The sequence below is a fragment of the Pseudomonas sp. TWP3-1 genome (assembly GCF_049896625.1).
In the GTDB taxonomy this organism is placed as follows: Bacteria; Pseudomonadota; Gammaproteobacteria; order Pseudomonadales; family Pseudomonadaceae; genus Aquipseudomonas.
The window spans coordinates 1-17,908 of record NZ_JAFCUQ010000030.1; the positions used below are offsets into that span (position 1 = coordinate 1).

Consider the following 17,908-nt stretch of genomic DNA (forward strand, 5'->3'; position numbering starts at 1 on the left):
TGATTATTTTCAGAAGTTTTCGAAGAATTCTTCAACAACTTCAACCACTTGCGCTTCCGATCTCTCGTCAGCGGGAGGCGAATTCTACAGCGTTACACGCTGCTGTCAACACCTCTTTTCAGCTACTTCCCAACTTCGACGAACTGAAGCCCTGCACTGCCGAAACCTACGCAACTCATTGAATCTCAAGGAGTTTTCCGTTTCGACTGCGCCGGAAGTGGGGCGAATTATAGACTTCCAGAATCTGCCGTCAACCGCTATTTTCATATTTCTGTCACAAAGGTCAAAACCCCCTGAGTTGGCGCCCCACCTTCCCTTCTACTTATAAGAAAGGAGAAAAGCACTACGAAGCTTCGTGGCGCAAAAGTTGCGACCAGCGCCGAATGATCGCCCGATACTATATAGAAGCGTGCCCGCCCCAGCCTTCTGATACGCAGCCTCCAAACAAAACACCAAGAACGAAAAAGCCCCCGTAATCAGTAACGATTACGGGGGCTTAGTCTTATTCAATAATGGCGGAGAGATAGGGATTCGAACCCCTTCTTGCGTCCCTCCATACCGCTTAAGGCCGGATAATACGGCGCTTTCGCGCTTTGCTCATGGCACCTTGCGGTCTAAGGCGGCCTTGAATCTGCCCTAATTTTGCCCCAAACCTCTTCACCTCTTCCGCTCTTCCGCTGCTATGCTTGGTTTTTTTCGAAAGGAAGATGCGAGCCACGAAAGCCCTGGCGTGTACGCCATGGCCGAGGACCGTCAGGCCTTCGTTGGGAGTCCGTTATGCCGTGGAGTGTTTGGATACCTCTTTTGGTCGCTGTCTGTGCAGCAGTAATGGCGTTCAGCTTCGGCATTGTGAGTGAACGTAGCAAGCGAAGAAACACGCTTCGGACAGAGGCCTACGCGGAGTACCTTTCAGCAGTTGCCCGTTCAGTAACGCAGGAAGATCGGCGAAAAGTCCTAGCCGATGCTGCATTAGCAAAATGCAAAATTGTGATCCACGGCTCCGCTGAGGTCATCAATGCGTTGTGCGAGTTTGAGCAAGCAGGTGCAGTCGCAACAACAGATCGAGGGGGAGAATGCCTAATCAGTCTTGTACTCGCCATGCGTGGTGACTCAAAGGTAAGTCGTGAGGAAATAACCGCGCTTCTTTTGGGCCAGGCTCAGTCGAAGGTCCGAGAAGGAAAAGTGTCGCATGAATGATCCGATAGCATTAGCCGTCTCAGTTGTTGCCCTATCCATCTCGGTAGTCACCGCATGGCTTACACTTTTCCAGCGCGGTACGGTCCTAAGTCCAGCCCACGATACTAACTCTCCTAACGATGGCAGGGAATGCGCAAAAGGCCACCATTCAAACCCTCATGCTAGTGCGGTTACCATCCTTCCCCTGCAATGACATGGAAAAGGGAAATCAACACTGCTTACAGGAATTGCCCTACAGCCAGTGCGTGAGCTTCCCGGTAACGTCATTCCGCCCCTACCTCAGGGCGGGGATCCTCAAGGACGAAAGGAAGCGGCATGTCCGGTTATGTACCAAAACCAGCTTTGCGGAACGCGACTATTACCAACAGCGGTGGCGAGCCCGTTGATACCTACGCCCTGCGCTGGGCGGAATACAAAGATCTTCCATCAAAACCAGAAGCCAAGCCCGATACCATGGGCTGTGTATTCGCCAAGAGCTGTAACCTCCCTGACGGTGTAATCAATCATAAGAACCCTGCCGGGTTTGTACCCGTTGAGAAACTGGCCGACTACGGACTGTGGGCAGTGCTGGCCACCGGGGCCGCAATTACCACCCAAGGCACCCCACTGCAACTGGTAGGCGGGTCGGCTACTGGCAGTGCAATTGCTCAACGTCTTGGTGGATCGCTATCACTGGGCCTGCTGAAAGGATCAGGTGTTATTACTGCTGGCTTAGCAACGGGCATCGTTGGGATGCTGATACCGAACACCAGCATTTCGCCCGACAGTGCCTTCTACACCAACGATCAATACGCGACGCTTGAAGCGGGTCGCACACGTGTACGCGTCAACGTAAAGACATTGCCGGACGGCTCCGTCAACGCTTACGGCTTCTACACCGGTGGTAAGTCGGAATGGGAAAACGTTCCGGTCATCAGGGGCGAGAAAGTCGGCGAGACTTATGTTGCTGACATCGGCAACGGGATTGGCCTCACCTGGTCGCCAGCTGCAAGCGGTGACGGTGTACTGGGTATTCCTGCACTGGAAGGCGCCCCACAGTTGCCGCCCGTTTGGGTGTATCCGCCGACCGCACAATCTGACACGGTGCTGGCAAACCCTGCACATCCTCCCGAGTTCCAAGATGCAATCATCTGGTTCCCTGACTCGGGGATTGAGCCAATCTACATTGTGCTCAGCACACAGTTGGAGAACAACAAAAAACAGGGCAAGGCCTTCGAAGACACGTCTTACGATAAGTACAGCGAGACCAGACCCGAAGCCGTCCGCGAGGTTACGGTTAAAACCGACAGTGGTGTTAAGACTCGAATTGATATGATGGGCCGGGACACTGACGGAGAGATTTCATGCATTGAATGCAAGGCATCTGAAACCGCACCACTGACCAAGAATCAGAAAGCTGCCTTCCCTGAAATTGAGAAAACTGGTGCAACCATAGTCGGCAAAGGCAAGCCCGGCTTCCCAGGTGGCACCAAGATACCTCCTACCAGGATCGAAATCCTTCGACCTGATTCACCCCTCTGAGGGAGCAGACATGTCCATTGTAGAATCGAAAGTCGTCGATATTATTGCCGTACCAGAGTGGGAACCCAAAAACGTAATTCTGGTTATCAGCGACCACCTCATATGGGGCGACAAGGCCCAACAGGGCGAACACCTGTTGTTGCTGCAAGAGAAAATCAATACCTACATTGCCTTCATCGAAAGTGGCGAGATATTGGAGAGCTACCCACCATCCAAGGGCAAGCTTCCCATCATCCGCATTAACGGTCTGTACGAACTACCAGAACAAGCGGAGTTCTTCGTAGACCGCGTTGCACAGACACTAAAGGAAGTGGGTATTGGTTTTGAGTTCGTGCTTGATGCGAATGAAGACATTCGTAACATGTGATCAGTAATATAGCCAATTCCGAACCCCGCTCTCTGGATGCTGCTGAGTATGGGGCCGGTCGCTGTTACGACCTGGATATAGATAGGGATTCTAACCCCTTAGGATGAATAGAGACCGCTTCAGGCCATAAAATGAGCATCCAGGCCCGGTGATTTGGTGCTTTGCGGCCTACTGCGGCCTCTGATCTGCCCTGAATTTGCCCTAAAACACATTTAATGATCACCCTGCCCACTCTCCCCGCCCGGCCGTGCTGCCACGCGCGCGCTCAGATGACAAGCCTAATTTCTAACTTCACTACGGGGAAGCGTAGATCGTTACGACGCCGTTTTTAATTCAAAACGTATATGGTTCGACGACGATCTATTCAGACCGCAACACGAGCTTCTGCGCCAGCACGATGACCTGCATCGATATGATCAACGCCGTGCGGTATCACTGAGTGCAGTTCAACCGGGCGGCGGCGCATGAGTGGCTGTTCGATCAGTCGGTGCGCCGCTTCCGCTAACAATGCACAGCAGATAACGAAGACGTAAAGCGAGACAGCCTGCGTTCGCGCGAACACGTCATAATGCATCATCAATTTATATACCGCGCTATTGCACAGATACAGAGCATAGCTTCGCGTGCTGATCCACTGAACTAAGCCAATTCGCGGAAACGATTGATATGAAAACCACACTACTATTGCAGCAAATGATGCTGACATTAAGCTGTATTCAATTGTGCGCATGAAAAAATCGCCCGGGTATATTTCTCCGAGCATCATCAACATCGCCAGTGTGGCGCTCGCAAAACCGACCGCACCAATTGCACCGGAGTATTTCCGAAGATCAAATTTTTGAACGGCCCATGCCGCGAAAATTCCGTACGCTATAGCATCGAGACGCATCACGACGACGCGACGAACATTCGAGTCAAAATCGACTGACGGATCGTATGCGAAGATGCGCAGAGCGAGCGGTACGACTGTTAGAGCTATTGAGATCAGAAGTACTCGAGTGCGTGGACGTATCCCGGGAAGGGCGGCAAAGAGAATTGGAAACAACAGGTAAAACCACTCCTCGACAGCCAGCGACCAACTCTCTTGAAACCAGTCCGGCATCGGCCATGCGAGGTTTTGCAGAAATGCAAGATATGCGAGGCACTTTACAGAAAAATTGTGATCGAGCGTGAAGCCCCAGAAAGTCACGAACATCGATACCAGGAAAAACGTCCAGTAAAGCGGCACCGTACGCATCCAGCGCCGGACATAGAAATTGCGCGCCACCTTCCATGAAAATCCGTTTTCGAAGTCCCGGAGAATAATCCCGCCAATCAAAAAACCAGAAAGCGCAAAGAAAATTGTAACGCCGGAATCGCCGAGCACATAAAAAATCGGCGGCATTTTTTCAACAGCGAATGTCATGTAGTGATCAGCAAGAACGAACAAAATCGCGCACATTCGCACGAAGTCGAGGCCAAAATTTCTATTTTTCATGAGTGGCGCCGTCCTTCTCCGCCTTGATTTAGCGGCGCATCTTACACTGGTGCATCGAAGGTTTGCAGTTTCATCCATCCTCGAGGTCGACGTTGAAGCACGCCCCGAGGCGCTCAACCGTACCATCAATGACGTAGCACTATTGCGTAGTTCGAGGAGAACAGAACGATGCCGAACTGCTGGAGCTTGCAGCCCCAATCAATGCTCGTGTAGAGAAGGTCGCGCACGGCCCGTTCTTTCGCGCATCTGGCCGCATCGAGCTATCGTCGCGATCAACAACTGTTTCGAACGGGTGGATGAAGGCGGACCTAAAAAGCAGCCGTATTTGATCCGTCATCGGGACCGTGCGCCCATTCTGTGCGCTGCAATTGGACAATACCCAAGCGCCGGGCGAGAACCCACCGAGCATGACGGCTTCGTGATTATCACCGCGGACAGTGTTGGTGGGATGGTAGATATTCACGACCGACGTCCAGTGACGCTTTCGCCAGAATTGGCTCGGGAATGGTTAGACCCGGCTACGCCCAAGGACCGCGCCAAGCTGATGGTGTTACAACAAGGCGAACCCACAGAGGCCTTTGAATGGTTCAAGGTCGACCGATCCATCGGCAATGTACGCAATCAAGGGAGGGACCTGATAATGCCTAAAGAGGACTAGCACCCAAGAGAAGATTTTTACTTCTGGAGGCTTTAACAAAGTGCTTCGTTATTTCGTTAATTCGTTATTTCGTTAATTCGTTAATTCGTTAATTCGTTAACTCGTTAATTCGTTAATTCGTTAATTCGTTAACTCGTTAATTCGCTAATTCGCTAATTCGCTAATTCGCTAATTCGCCAATTCGCCAATTCGTTAATTCGTTAATTCGTTAATTCGTTAATTCGTTAATTCGCCAACCCACCATTAAATCAATATCATTTCGATATCCTTTAAATATTTAGAGTTGCAAAACAGTAGCATCAAGCGCTCAGATATCGCCCCCCATATACACCCATCACCCTAGTCCCCTGCCGCCATATACACCCTTAGCCCTAGGACAAAGTAGGTGATGCGGGCACATACACACTCAGCCCTACTATAATTTCCCCGAGGGGGATTGCGGCAGCAGACGCAATTAATTTCGATCAACCATTGACGAATACCGCAATAAACAACTAGTTTAAAAACAGATCGACCTACTTCCTTTCCGCTACCGCGCCAATAAGCGCGGCATGTTTCTTTGCGAGAATAAAAAATGAATGTGCTGATTCTTCTGATGGCGACTGTCGAGTTTCTTATCAAACTCACCGAGCTGTTGCAGCTGTGGGGCATCGGGTGTCCTGGGTATGCCCCTTGGTGATCAGAACAATCCGCCCAACGCTGCTGGCTCCCAATTCATGATTACCAGCTCGCCACTGACTTCAGCCCTCCCCTGCCGCTGGTTGGTGGTGGTGTAACGGATGTCCAAGGTTTCGAAGTGGAAGCCTTCAAACACGCGGCGGATATCCGGGTGATCGTTGATGCTTACCATCACCTTGCCTTTGCAGCGGCGCATGAAGTCGGCCATCAGCTCGTAGTTCTCGAACGGAAAGTCCACGCCATAGCCGGCGGTCTGCCAGTAAGGCGGGTCCATGTAGTGGAAGGTGTGGGCACGGTCGTAGCGTTCAGCGCATTCAAGCCAGGGGAGGTTTTCGACGTAGCTGCCGGACAGGCGCTGCCACGCGGCCGAGAGGTTTTCCTCGATGCGTAGCAGGTTGATGGCCGGTGTGGTGGTCGCCGTGCCGAACGTCTGACCGGAGACCTTGCCGGCAAAGGCGTGGTGCTGCAGGTAGAAGAATCGGGCGGCGCGCTGGATGTCTGTGAGGGTTTCGGGGCGGGTCATTTTCTGCCATTCGAACACCTGTCGCGAACTGAGCGCCCATTTGAACTGGCGCACGAATTCTTCGAGGTGGTTCTGCACGACGCGGTAAAGCGTGACCAGGTCGCCGTTGATGTCGTTGAGGACTTCGACCGGTGACGGTTGGGGCTTCATGAAGTAGAGCGCGGCACCGCCGGCAAAGACTTCAACATAGCATTCGTGTGGCGGAAAAAGCGGAATGAGGCGGTCGGCCAAGCGGCGTTTGCCGCCCATCCAAGGGATGATGGGTGTAGACATAAATAGCAAGACCTTTACTGTATGGATAAACAGGTGCTAGGCTCGCCGCGCTTTGTGCACGGAGCAAGAGCCTTGGCTGGACTTGCAGGGACATTCTGCAGGGACGGCGGCTGGTCCGGATGTTGACGCATCCGGACCAGCCGCTCTTTTTCACTTCGGGGTTGAGACTTCTTTGGCGTATGCCTGACAGGCAGCGAGGGCAATCAGCCCCCGGTCGCCGTCATCGGTGACGCCGATAATTCGTTGAGCATGCGCTGGGTCAAGTTCGGCTCTTGTGGGGCCATGAACCACGCCGCCGGTGGCGGTGGTGGCTGACACCGATCCGTAGCCGGCGCCGGTGGTGGCGTCGAGTAGGACTGACAGGCGCAGATCAGCAGTGGCAAGGCGGTCGCGCAGGCGACCTTGATCACGTTGGACATCGCTCAAGGCTCGGTAATGGGTTTGTTCGCTGGTGGCCAGGCGCTGCTCGAGCGCGAGGCGTTTGTCCTGATCGGCGCGCTGCTGCGCCGCCGATGCGAGGGATATCTGGTTGAGGGTTTCGGTGTGCAGGCGACCCTGTTCGGCGAGCTGACCGCCATAACGCCAGTCCTGCACTTGCCAGGTAATTGCTGCAGTGCCACCGGCCAACGTGGCCAGCAGCAAACCTTTGGTCAGCAACCGATAAGGCACCGGAATCAGTTCGCCGAGACACATAACACTGCCCTCGCCCGCTCCCACAGCTCCAGCCGATCCTGCAGGCCATTCAGACCGCCGTTGATCTTTCGGGTGATCGCGTTGAATTCGTTTTGATCTGCCAGCGCGTTCAGCCCATGCACCGACCAGAACCACGCGGCGGACTCGGCGGCCCACTGCGGCAGCTCCAGCAGCTCAGGGGTGCGCAGCAATCGCTCGTCACCAAACAGCGCCAAGCTGCAGCGCAGGTAATTGTCGTGGCCGGTAACCTGAATCAGGCCGCGACCGCGATAGCGTTGTCCATCGCCATCCGCTGCCGGGGTGTTGCCCAGTCTTGCGGCCAGATTGCCAGTGTCGTATTTGCTCAGGTACTGATCGCCGCCCAGTTCCCGCACGTACTGCAGTTGACCCGACTCGTGACCGACTTGCGCCAGGAACGCCGCTTGGCGTTTCGGGGTGTTGATCTTCCGATGGGCCATGGCCGCGTTCAGCGCGGATACAAAAACGCCCGCTTGGCGGCGGGCGTTGGGCATGATGCTTTGTAGCTGTTGTTCAGTGATGGACATATACAAACTCCAGACATAAAAAAGCCGCACTCAGGCGGCGATGGGATGCGGCTATTGCTTCTCGATGTTCACCACCTTGAGCGGTGGCTTAGCCTCTTTCTTTTTCTTGCCCTTGGATTTACCAGCTTTGCCGGCGTTGCATTCGACCGTGGTGGACCAGCCGGACTGGGTGAACACCTGCTCGACCGAGTCCGCCAGATACTCACCATCAAGCCCGACCTTGAAGCCCTGGGCGAGAATCGGCCGCTCGGCGAAGATGTCCGTCCGCCCGTCCATCTCAAACCGCACGTCGGCGGTCGAGCGGTTGAACGCTGACAGCCGCGCCTTGGCGGCCGCTTCGGCGGCGGTCTTGTTCGGGTAGATATGCCGGTCGGTATGCACCGCCGGCAGACCGTCCGGAGCGTCGTCGTTGTCGACGGTGACCACCGCCAGCTTGCCGTCCTTCTTGTTCTGATGCTTGGTCGAAACCGCCTTGTGTGAGTTGCGATCCCCGAGACTGAATTGCCAGCGACTGAGGTCGCGGCGGGTCAGCGTGATCGCGCCGAACGCCTTGCCGCTTGCGGTCTGGCCACCTTGGCGTGGCATCACCAACAGTTTGCCGTCGGCCACCTTGGCCGTGCAGTCGTACTGCTTGGCCAGCCGGGTGATGAAATTAAAATCGGACTCGTTGAGCTGGTCGACGCGGGCGACTTTGGTCGACACCGGACACACCGCCTCCCAACCATTGCGCGCGGCGATGTCGGCCACGATCTTTGACAGCGGCACGCCTTCCCAGCTTCCACTGCGGATGGTCTTGCCACTGCCGCGCATGTCGCTGGCCTTGCCCTTGATCACGATGCTATCCGGCGGGCCGGACACTTCGACCGTGTCCACCGTGTAACGGCCCATGCGCGTCAAAGACGTTTCGGCATATCCCAGATAGACCTCAATAGAGCTGCCACGCCGTGGCAATTGAACTTGGCCATCGCGGTCATCAATGCGTAACTCAAACTCGTCGGACTCCATGCCCGGCTTATCAGAGGTACGCAGCAACAACAGCCGATCATTGATCTTGGCCGTGACATCAGCCCCATCGGCGACGATTCGAAACATCGGGGTCATGGATTTTTTCCAATAAAAAACCCGCTCAAGGCGGGTCAGAAAGACGTTGTGTCGTTACGCGTAACGCAACGGCGCGCCGGCGAAGGCATCGCCCGGGGTCAATCCCACAAGCTGACGCCCTCACTGGTCGGGCTGGGCAGATCCGGCAGGATGATGATCACGCCCAACCGGAACGGCTGAGGTTCATCAGCCAACCCCTGATTGGCATCGAGCACGGCCTCGACGCTGCCGTTCAGATGGCCGTAAGCGTTGTTGCAAATGACATCGAGCATGTCGCCATCAGACGTCCTGCATGTCGTCGCCATAGCGCTCAAACTCCAAAGTGAAACCCTGTTTACGGGGAATCCCGCCGTGCAGCAGCGCGGACTGTTCCTCGTTGATGTTTTTCAGGCACCACGTTCCGATCACCTCGCCATACCCCGTGGTCAGGGTTAGCGGCTGCAGCCTGGCCCCGATGGAGCGCAGGGTGTCGAGCTGCTTCAAGCCGCCCTTGAAGTCCGGGTAGATCGTGCCCTTGAGCGTCAGTTTTTCATCACCCATGCCGATGGCTTGCTTCGCCGGCCGGCGCGTCAGCCGCTCTTGCGAAGCCCAGCGGAATTCGGTCGAGCGACTCAGCTCGTCGAAAGCCGCCGTGTCCAGGTTGAAGTAGTACGGCTCAATCTTCGGATCGCGCGGCTGAATGATCATCAGGTGCGGGAACGGTTTTACCGCCTCCGGCGCCGGCGTGGCATCCACGGCAAAGGAACTGGTGGGCACGATATTGGCCAGCGACGGACTGACCTTGCCGGCGACGTTGTTGATCGCCGTGGCTGCCTTGCCCGCCTGTTCCTTCAACGTGCCCAGTCGCTCCTGTACTTCGGCCGCCGCCCGGGTAGCGCGGCCGTACACCGCCACCACCTGACCGACCTTGGCCTGAGCCGCGTCGACGCCGCGCATTACCCGCTGAAGCTTGGCGCCAATGGCCGGCCCGACAAACGGGATGTTCTCCAGCTCGGACGCGGCGCCGGTCAGTTCGCGGATCGCGCCGTTGACCGGGGTCAACATGCCATCCGCATTACGACGCCCGGTTTCCGCCGCTTCTACCAGATACTTGAGGCTCGATTGCATGCTCTCCATGTAAGCCATATAGCCTCCTTACACATGGGGTTCGTCGTAGAGTTTCGAGGCGTTCTGTTTTGCCGCGTCTGCCATCATGCGCTGCATGTGCGGCATCATCTGTTGCGCCAAGACCTGCGGGTCTTTGACATCACCCTGCACCGTGACCGGCATATTCAGCGAGTACTGAAACTGCTGATCCACCTTGGCTGGCACCGGCTTTTCCGGCTCCTTTGGTTGAATGGCCAGCGCCGCCGACTTGAGCGGCGCCGCCACCGCCATCGAGCGCGCGACATCCCCCAGCACCGGGCCTTGCTGCGCCGCTGACGCCATCATGAGCGGCGTGGTCGGCACCGGCGCCTTTGCGATTTCCTCGGGCTTTTCATCCTCGCCACCGAACAGCGCTTTACCCAGGGAACCGCCAAGCACCGTGCCGCCCTGACTGCCGAGATAGGCACCAATCAAACCGCCGACAACCGTGCCGATCACCGGCACCACCGAACCGATGGCCGCGCCGGCCGCTGCACCCGCCATGGTTCCGGCCAGATTGCCGGCGGCCGCGCCGTAGCCTTCGGCCTTTTCGTCCTTGGTCTTGGCATTTTCGAAGGTGTCGAACGCCATGGCGCCGGCTTCCATCACCGAGGCGCCAGGGATCCCCTTGGCGACTTTGCCGACCTTGCCGACAACCTGCACCACCCCTGTCAGCTTGGACATCGCCCCGGCCGGAAGTGGTGGCACCGGAGGAATTGGCGGTCGCGGTACGGGAACGGGCGGACGTGGTACCGGAACAGGTGGACGTGGCACAGGAACCGGTGGTCGCGGCGACCCGGGCCGAGGCAAGGGCCGGCGCCGCGAAGCACTGCGCCGCGAGCCACGCCCACGTCGACGAGTCTCGCCCGGGGCATCTGCGCCACCCGCGCCACCCGCGCCGCCCATGGCGTTGGCGTTGACGACGAAAACCTTCTTGACCCCATCGTCATCGCCGCCCGCCTCACCCTCATCATCGCCGCCCGAGACTGCTTCCTTGGCCAGCGAAACGACTTTGAGGCCAGTGCTCACCAGATCGAATTTCCCGGGCGCCTTGTCGTCGCCCTCCTCGGCGTCAGCATCGCCATCCACCGGCGTGCCCTTGAACGCGGCGACAGCCTTGAGGCCGGTTTCAACCAGCGACAGCGCTTTACCCGCCTTGCCCTTGGGTTCGGCATCCTTGTCATCACCATCACCGTCGCCGTCTTTGGCATTGGTGACAAAGACCTTTTGCACCTCGCCAGCCTTGCCCTTACCCAAAGATCCGCGCGCCAGATTGAACAAGCCTTTGCCAATCTTGAACGAGCTGACAATCCCTTTGAGCGCGACCAGTCCGGCACCGACGCCGACGATACCCGTCACCACTCCGGGCGAGCTGTCAGACAGCGATGTGATGCCCTTGGTGAGTTTGGTCAGCGTCTCGGCCACGGTGTCCGTTACCGGACGCAGCGCATCCCCCACGCTGCGCATGGCGTCATCCATCGACTGGGCCATTTCAGCCCACTTTTGCGACGACGACTCGCGGCGCTCGGCGAGGTTTTTATCGAGGATCCCGGTTGCATCCCTCGAATCGTTTTTGAGTTGGCTGTACAGCGCCTTGTTCTGCATGTAGGCCGACAGCGCGGCCTTGACCTGCATGTCAGCGAAAAGGTCGCCGGTGCGCAGAGATTCCTGCAGAGAGGCCATCATGGCCTTGGCCTTTTCTGGATCGGCTTCCTTGCTGATTTTTGAGGTGGCTTCGGCCATGGCCGCCGCCCGCTTCGGATCGGTGGCTTTAATGTACTTCTGAGCCAGCTCCATGCTGGTTTCCAGGGTGGACATACCGTTCTGCAAACCAGTCTGCATTGAGCCTTCATAGTCAATGCCGGCTTTTCCGTAGGCCTTGACCGTGTCGGTCGAGCCGATTTTGCCCATCCAGTTTTTCAGGTTGTTGGCCGCTTCATCCGAACTGCCGGCCTGTTTCATTTGCACTTGCAGCATGGCGCCCAGTTGAGTCACCGCATCCATGCCGGTGATCCCATTCTTGCCCATTTCCGCCAGCAACTCGGGGAACCACTTGGCCATGTCGGCCGCTTCAAAACTGCCCGCCTGCCCTTGGTAGGCGATTGCCTCCAGTGCCTGCTGCATCTGTTTAGGGTCGGTGATCTTGGCGTTCTGCCCCAGGGCACCGATCATCTTCGCCGTGTCGACACCACTGGATCCCTGCCCCACGGCAAACTTGGCCGCGACCGGCGCGTACTCCAGCGCTTTGCTCAGCTCCATGCCACCGCCGACCAACTGGTTGACCACGTCGGCCACGTCGTTGCGCGCCATGCCCGTATCGCGCGAGGTGTCGATGATCTTGCGCGACATCTCCTGTTCTTGCGGCTTGTTGGCAATGCCGGCCTTGATCGCGATGTCGCGCACGATGGCGCCAAAATCCGCGCTGACCTTGGTCGGCACTGCCAGGGCACCGACACCCACCACCGCAGCGCCGACAGCGCCCTTCATGCCGGACTTGCCGGCCTCGATTTGCTGATGTCCCTTGGCCTTGAATTCGGCCTTGCTGGCCGTCTGCCCCATGGAGCGATAGGCCTTTTCCAGCCGACCGACTTCGATCCCCTGTTTTTTCAAGCTGTCGAGGTTCGAGTTCAATCGGCCGAGTAATTTCGACGCGCCGGCGGCGCCGGTGTCGTGCGCCTTCTTCCATTCTTCGCGCAGGCGGATCGTGTCGCCAATCGTGCGCTGCAGCACGCGCGCTTTGTTGCCTTCTGCCTCGAGGCGCTTGATGCGCCCGGTCACATCCTTGAACGCGGCGCCGACCGTCGAACTGACGGCGCCGCCGATCACCAGCCCGAGGGCGAGTTTGTTTGCCATGTGATGGCCCCCATGTGCCCAGCACTACCCAAAGCGGCTCAATCCGTGAGCCACCACACCATTTCCGCAAACGGCATCGACTGGATTTCAGCGGCGGAGAATCCGGTTTCCGCCGCCAGACGTTTCGCCGCCGCCTTGATCACGCTGGGGTTAAAGCCCGTCGTCGTTGTCCATGCGAAAATAGCCGGCCTGCAAGCGGTTAAAATCCACCAGCTTCAGCCCCTCCAGATCCGCCACCGACGCACCGGACAGCGCCGCAAACAACACCAGTTCGCGCTGTTCATCGTCGCCACTGACTTCACGGCTGGCCGCGCGCACGTCGCCCACGGTCGGCGAACGCAAGGTCAGCTTGTCGACCGTCACGCCGTTGATTTCGCTCGGACACGAGAACATCACCACCACCTGATCGGTCGTCAGCGATAACCATGCCGGCATCGAGTCCAAATAATCGGTTTTCGGCACCAGGTGCGTATACGCCGCCTGCACGCGGCGATAGTCGGTCATCTTGAGGCCTTCCAGATCCTTCAGCCCGACTTCGGCCAAGCCGGCGAACATCATCAGCTCGCGCTGTTCGTCGTCACCGTTGGCGGCGCGATCCGCCGCGCGCACCTCACGCACGGTCGGGGCACGCAGAGTCAACGTCTCAACGTCGACGCTGTTTGCTTGACTGGGACGGGTCAGGGTCACGACGGCATTGAGCGCGCTCAGCGACAGCCAGGCCGGAATGTTTTTAGCGATTGCTTGAGTCATCTGGATCTATTCCTTACAGGCCGAGTGCGTTGCGCACGTCGAGCAGTTGGTCCTTGCCGTCGATCACCTGAATGCCGGCGACCATGTCGATCTCGTACATCAGGCGCCCGTCGATTTCGAGCTTGTAGTAAGTGACCGCAACGGCGTGCTTGATCTCGGCTGCATCCCCGGCTTTCCAGTCACCGAGATCGACCTCTTTGAGGCGACCGCGCAGGGTGGCGACTACTGCGGTCACCGCCCCCTTGTGCCCCCTGAAAGCGCCACGGAACGTTGCGTTGAACGCCGTACCGTCGGCAAGACCGAAGTACTTCAGCGACTCGCGACGCACGCCTTTGGTGACAAAGGACGCTTCCATTTTTTCCAGCCCCTGATCCATCTCGATGGGGCCGGCCATGCCGCCGCCGCGATATTCGTCGGTCTTGGTGGTCAGCTTGGGCAGCGTCATGCTCGGCACGTCGCCGGTGAAATTCACGCCGTCGACGAACAGGTTGGTGTTGTACAAAGTCTGAGGAATCATTTGCTACGCCCCCTTAGGCTGCTTCAAGCACTTCGGTCATCCATTGTTCGGTGACTTCGAAAAGGAAATTCGGGTTTTCTGCCGGCGGCACATCGGTGAAACGGATACGCCAATACACTTTGCCTTGGGCGACCTGGCTGGCCGTGTTCAGCTCGGTGTCGGGGAACACTTCAAAGTTGATGATTGCGCCCTGGGCTTTCAGGTCGCGCATGAACGCATCGAGACCGTTGGTGACATCGGTCACGTAGGTCTTGGTGATCGAGCGGTCGACCGCCCATTTGTGCCCGGCCTGCACCGCGTCCATGAGGATGAACAGCGTGCGAACGCGAGTAACAAAGGCCCACTTCGGATCGCTCGACAGCGTGCGGTTGCCCCACAGGCGATAACCGTCATCGCGAATGATCGTGGTGATATTGGCGTTGTTGAGCAGGTTGGCCCGGCAAGTCTCGTCGCCGTCCAGGTACTCGACCGCGCGGCCGGTGCCGGTGATGCCGGTCAGCTCCTTGTTCGACGGCGAGGCCCAGAAACCATACTCAGCATCCGTCCACGCAAACAGGCCAGCCGCCCAAGCCGAGCCGGGCGCGTCGATCGTCGAGCTGGTGACGGTGTCCCAATACTTGACGCCCGGGTCGACCATGAACAGGTTGCGACTGCCGAAGTTCTCGGCGTAGGCCATGGCGGCCTCATCAGTCGTACCCGGGCCGTCGATGATGCCGATGGCGCGCAACTTCTGCGCCAGGCTATCGAGCGCGGTCGCCACCGCCTGAGTGGCCGTGTGGCCCGGCGCGATCAACAGCCGCGGCTGCGCGTTGAACAGGCTTTTGCCGTCAAGCAGTGCCTGCAAGCCGGTACGCTGACCCGAGGCCAGAACGCCGCCGATGATCGACGAGGTTTGCAGCGCCGCGTCTTCCAGCTTGGGCACGCCGATGGCAACGATCACCGCCTTGGCTTTGACGTAAATCGCCTGACAGGCCTTGGTGATCGCCGAGTCAGCGCCGAACGCGGCAATGGCTTCGCGCTCGGTGGTGATCAATTTCAGTTCGCCGGCCTTGGCCGTACCGCCACCAAGAGCGCCCGGGGTGAAGGTGTCGCACAGGCCGATGATCGACGACGACGGCAGCGAGATAGTGCGCGCGCCGGTGTCGACCGACGTGGTCGTGACGCCGTGAAAGAAAGCCATAGAGTCCAATCTCCAGAAACGAAAAAGCCCCGCATAAGCGAGGCTGTGAGGGGTGTTCGTGTTACGCGTAACGGAAAAGAAAACGCCCCGTCAGTGCGGGGCGTTTATTGAAGCTGGCCGGTCATCCATGGCGGCGCAACTGGTCGGTGATCCGCTAGGGGAAACTCTGCGCCTTGTGGCCAATCGCGCAACTCCTTGCGATACATCAGCACCTCGGAAAACTGCGCAGAGGTCAACGTCGGCGGAGTACCCAAATCCACCTCATCTCTATGTCGCGCCGTCAGCCATTGGCTATCCGATAACTGCCCGTCACGCCATAGCCGCTCATTAGCCGCCTGCTCGTCTGATGAGAGGCCCGCTGGAGGAGAAAACGCACCCGCATCAAAGCCCCAGCCAACTTGCGGGGTAGGTATCAGCGACGTGATGTCAACGACCTCGATGTCATTTTCATTGAACTCAGGCAGATCCACTTGGGTAAAAACCCAAGACACTCTCGAATTTTGTATATGGGCATACACATGCCCTTTCTGCGTCTTCATTGCTGGGTCACCACCTGATTAAAATAAAGCCATCCGAACCTGGGGCGCCGGGGTAGCCCGGTGCTCCTCCCGACCCTCCAGCGCCGGCACCGGTGCCGGGCACGCCAGAGGACAAGCGGGACTTTCCACCCACCCCGAACAAAGTAGAGCCTCCTGCCCCACCCAGCGCAAAGGCATCACCTCCCGGCTGAGCGCCCCACCCTCCAGCAGCCCCAAAACCCGATCCGTTTTTAGAGCCAGCACCACCGCCAGCAAGCGAAAACAGTGCACCTAGGCTGGTCACACCGCCGTTACTGCCATCACCATTTAAAGCACCACCCGCCCCCCCCTTGCCAATGATCGCGACATACACTTGGCCCGGACTCACAGCGTAATAAGCATTGCGAATACAGCCACCACCACCGCCACCTTGCCCAGCATTAGTCGTACCATTCGCACCCGAGCCACCAGCACCACCGGCACTAGCATCCACCAGGATCTCTATCACTCCAGGCGGGCACACCCAACTTCCATTAGCGCTGATCATGGCCATACGCTTGGTCTGTGCGGCCGCTTGAAAAACCCTTAATGGCGTCATGATCTTTGTGTCGTCAGTGCCTTGCTCAGCATCTCCTTTGGTCGCCTGAGCGGCCCGCAATTTCTTAGGCGTCAAGAAAACCGTGTCATCCGAGCCGGTGGCAACCTGTGCCTGTGTCGCCACTTTCGCCCAGCCAAGGACTGATTCCGTCGCTTGGCCCACTACTTTGGCAATCGCCTGGAACACACGCAACGGGGTCATGATCTTGCTGTTTTCGATGCCCGTTTGAGCCTCTTCTTGGCTGGCCCGCATCGTGAGGCGATCTACGTAATCCCGCGTGGCCAGGACAACACTGGGATCGATCTTTAATTGAATATTGGCCGTGCCACTCGTGATGATGTGCATCCGCACCACCTGATTACGCCCAGAGCCTTGCGTCAGCAAAGGCTTATAACTGGGAGCCGTGCTGGCCACCGCCGAAAAAACGCCGTCTTTATCTTCCAGCGCCAACTCTCGAATCCACCAGCCACCAATATCAGGCGGCAATACCAGTTCGGCGATTAATACCTTGTCATCCGCTGGTGACACGTAAAGCTGATTTAGCTGAGCCCGATAGACCTGATTGATCAGCTTTGTTTGCGAAGGGTCGGGAGCCGGCTCACCGCCACCGGCATCTCCGATCAACATAAATCGCGGCTCCCAGGCAATGCCTAGCGCGTCACAGTTGGTTTTCTTGGCGGCACCGAGCGCGGTTAGCATGCCGCCGAAAACCGTGTTTTTATCAACCATGGGGATACACATCCATTTCGTCGAGAATGTAATGGCTCACGCCGGTAATTTCCTGAACGAGCACTTCAATATCCGGGCTGCTCCAGGGGTAAACGTCTAACTCATCGCCGTCGTATACAGCGACACCCACATATGCGTCGACGCGGGTTTCAAGAACAATGTCCAAGCCCGTCAGATGTCGGGTGACAGGCTTGGCGTCGTCGATCAGGCGTTCAAGCTCCTGATACATTTCCTCGGTGATGCCGGTGTCGAGAACGCCGACCCTCAGCGCGAAGGTGCCCGGCACGCCCATTGGCATGGTGTTGAACCACTCGATAATCTCGATCAGGTAGCCCAGGGGCTCGACCACACGGCGCAGAGCGCCGATGGTTCCCTTGTGGGCATGAATGTAATACGACGCCTTGATTGCTGCGCGCTTCGTCGCCTCCGTCCACCGGTAATCCCAGCGATCTACTGACCACGCCCACGCCAGATGCGGCAGCAAATGCACCGGACAGGTATCGGCGTTGTACAGGTCGCGCAGCGGAACAATCGTCTTGTCGAAAAACGCGGCCTCCATGGCCCGTTCCAATTGCGTGCTATTGAGCGGCAGTAGACTTTTCATG

The 17,908-nt window shown here is 57.7% G+C and carries 18 protein-coding genes and 2 pseudogenes; 5 read left to right on the forward strand and 15 right to left on the reverse strand.

From position 1 onward, the window contains the following. The 4 genes from ACP7BN_RS26525 to ACP7BN_RS26540 form a co-directional block, all read left to right on the forward strand. Positions 1–182: hypothetical protein (locus ACP7BN_RS26525; RefSeq protein ID WP_426206748.1), on the forward strand; the 182-nt coding region annotated here is incomplete at its 5' end. Positions 183–777: 595 nt separating this feature from the next. Next, a complete protein-coding gene (locus ACP7BN_RS26530; RefSeq protein WP_426206749.1) occupies positions 778–1,197 on the forward strand; it encodes a hypothetical protein in 420 nt (139 codons plus the stop codon). Between the two features lie 315 nt (positions 1,198–1,512). Further along, positions 1,513–2,718 (forward strand): S-type pyocin domain-containing protein, encoded by a 1,206-nt coding sequence (locus ACP7BN_RS26535; protein ID WP_426206750.1) that lies wholly within the window; start codon positions 1,513–1,515, stop codon positions 2,716–2,718. Between the two features lie 10 nt (positions 2,719–2,728). After that, positions 2,729–3,085, forward strand: coding sequence for a DUF6572 domain-containing protein (locus ACP7BN_RS26540; RefSeq protein ID WP_426206751.1), 357 nt, complete (start codon positions 2,729–2,731; stop codon positions 3,083–3,085). 364 nt (positions 3,086–3,449) lie between these two features. Here the strand turns inward: ACP7BN_RS26540 and ACP7BN_RS26545 are convergent, their stop codons facing one another. After that, positions 3,450–4,562 (reverse strand): acyltransferase family protein, encoded by a 1,113-nt coding sequence (locus ACP7BN_RS26545; RefSeq protein WP_426206752.1) that lies wholly within the window; start codon positions 4,560–4,562, stop codon positions 3,450–3,452. 188 nt (positions 4,563–4,750) lie between these two features. On the opposite strand from ACP7BN_RS26545, the pseudogene ACP7BN_RS26550 reads away from it, so the two are divergent. Continuing rightward, positions 4,751–5,220: pseudogene (locus ACP7BN_RS26550) on the forward strand (SOS response-associated peptidase family protein); the annotation flags it as partial. Between the two features lie 679 nt (positions 5,221–5,899). On the opposite strand, the gene ACP7BN_RS26555 reads toward ACP7BN_RS26550, so the two are convergent. From ACP7BN_RS26555 to ACP7BN_RS26620, 14 genes and pseudogenes are all read right to left on the reverse strand, one after another. Further along, positions 5,900–6,694: a DNA adenine methylase gene (locus ACP7BN_RS26555; protein ID WP_426206754.1), complete on the reverse strand. Its 795-nt coding sequence runs from the start codon at positions 6,692–6,694 to the stop codon at positions 5,900–5,902. Between the two features lie 150 nt (positions 6,695–6,844). Continuing rightward, positions 6,845–7,387, reverse strand: coding sequence for a lysis protein (locus ACP7BN_RS26560; protein ID WP_426206756.1), 543 nt, complete (start codon positions 7,385–7,387; stop codon positions 6,845–6,847). Then, positions 7,369–7,932, reverse strand: coding sequence for a glycoside hydrolase family 19 protein (locus ACP7BN_RS26565; RefSeq protein WP_426206757.1), 564 nt, complete (start codon positions 7,930–7,932; stop codon positions 7,369–7,371). Before ACP7BN_RS26565 ends, ACP7BN_RS26560 begins: the two co-directional genes overlap by 19 nt. Before the next feature lie 51 nt (positions 7,933–7,983). Then, positions 7,984–9,033, reverse strand: coding sequence for a phage late control D family protein (locus ACP7BN_RS26570; RefSeq protein ID WP_426206759.1), 1,050 nt, complete (start codon positions 9,031–9,033; stop codon positions 7,984–7,986). A gap of 98 nt (positions 9,034–9,131) precedes the next feature. Next, positions 9,132–9,338, reverse strand: a complete 207-nt coding sequence (locus tag ACP7BN_RS26575) for a tail protein X (protein ID WP_426206761.1) — start codon at positions 9,336–9,338, stop codon at positions 9,132–9,134. Continuing rightward, entirely contained in the window at positions 9,313–10,158 is an 846-nt protein-coding gene (locus ACP7BN_RS26580) for a phage tail protein (RefSeq protein ID WP_426206762.1), read from the reverse strand. The genes ACP7BN_RS26575 and ACP7BN_RS26580 overlap by 26 nt, the downstream gene beginning before the upstream one ends. Positions 10,159–10,167: 9 nt before the next feature. After that, the gene (locus ACP7BN_RS26585) at positions 10,168–13,011 is read right to left on the reverse strand and encodes a phage tail tape measure protein (RefSeq protein ID WP_426206763.1); all 2,844 of its coding nucleotides are present in this window, start codon (positions 13,009–13,011) and stop codon (positions 10,168–10,170) included. A 150-nt stretch (positions 13,012–13,161) separates the two neighbouring features. Beyond that, positions 13,162–13,446: a phage tail assembly protein gene (locus tag ACP7BN_RS26590; RefSeq protein WP_426206810.1), complete on the reverse strand. Its 285-nt coding sequence runs from the start codon at positions 13,444–13,446 to the stop codon at positions 13,162–13,164. 24 nt (positions 13,447–13,470) lie between these two features. Next, a pseudogene (locus ACP7BN_RS26595) lies at positions 13,471–13,761 on the reverse strand (phage tail assembly protein); the annotation flags it as partial. A gap of 13 nt (positions 13,762–13,774) precedes the next feature. Further along, positions 13,775–14,278 (reverse strand): phage major tail tube protein, encoded by a 504-nt coding sequence (locus ACP7BN_RS26600; protein WP_426206765.1) that lies wholly within the window; start codon positions 14,276–14,278, stop codon positions 13,775–13,777. A 13-nt stretch (positions 14,279–14,291) separates the two neighbouring features. Beyond that, positions 14,292–15,458 (reverse strand): phage tail sheath subtilisin-like domain-containing protein, encoded by a 1,167-nt coding sequence (locus tag ACP7BN_RS26605; protein WP_426206766.1) that lies wholly within the window; start codon positions 15,456–15,458, stop codon positions 14,292–14,294. 104 nt (positions 15,459–15,562) lie between these two features. Further along, positions 15,563–15,997, reverse strand: coding sequence for a hypothetical protein (locus tag ACP7BN_RS26610; RefSeq protein ID WP_426206767.1), 435 nt, complete (start codon positions 15,995–15,997; stop codon positions 15,563–15,565). A gap of 7 nt (positions 15,998–16,004) precedes the next feature. Further along, complete coding sequence (locus ACP7BN_RS26615) at positions 16,005–17,303, reverse strand: phage tail protein (RefSeq protein ID WP_426206768.1); 1,299 nt, start codon at positions 17,301–17,303, stop codon at positions 16,005–16,007. Next, the gene (locus tag ACP7BN_RS26620; protein ID WP_426206769.1) at positions 17,296–17,907 is read right to left on the reverse strand and encodes a phage tail protein I; all 612 of its coding nucleotides are present in this window, start codon (positions 17,905–17,907) and stop codon (positions 17,296–17,298) included. The genes ACP7BN_RS26615 and ACP7BN_RS26620 overlap by 8 nt, the downstream gene beginning before the upstream one ends. Position 17,908 lies beyond the last annotated feature (1 nt).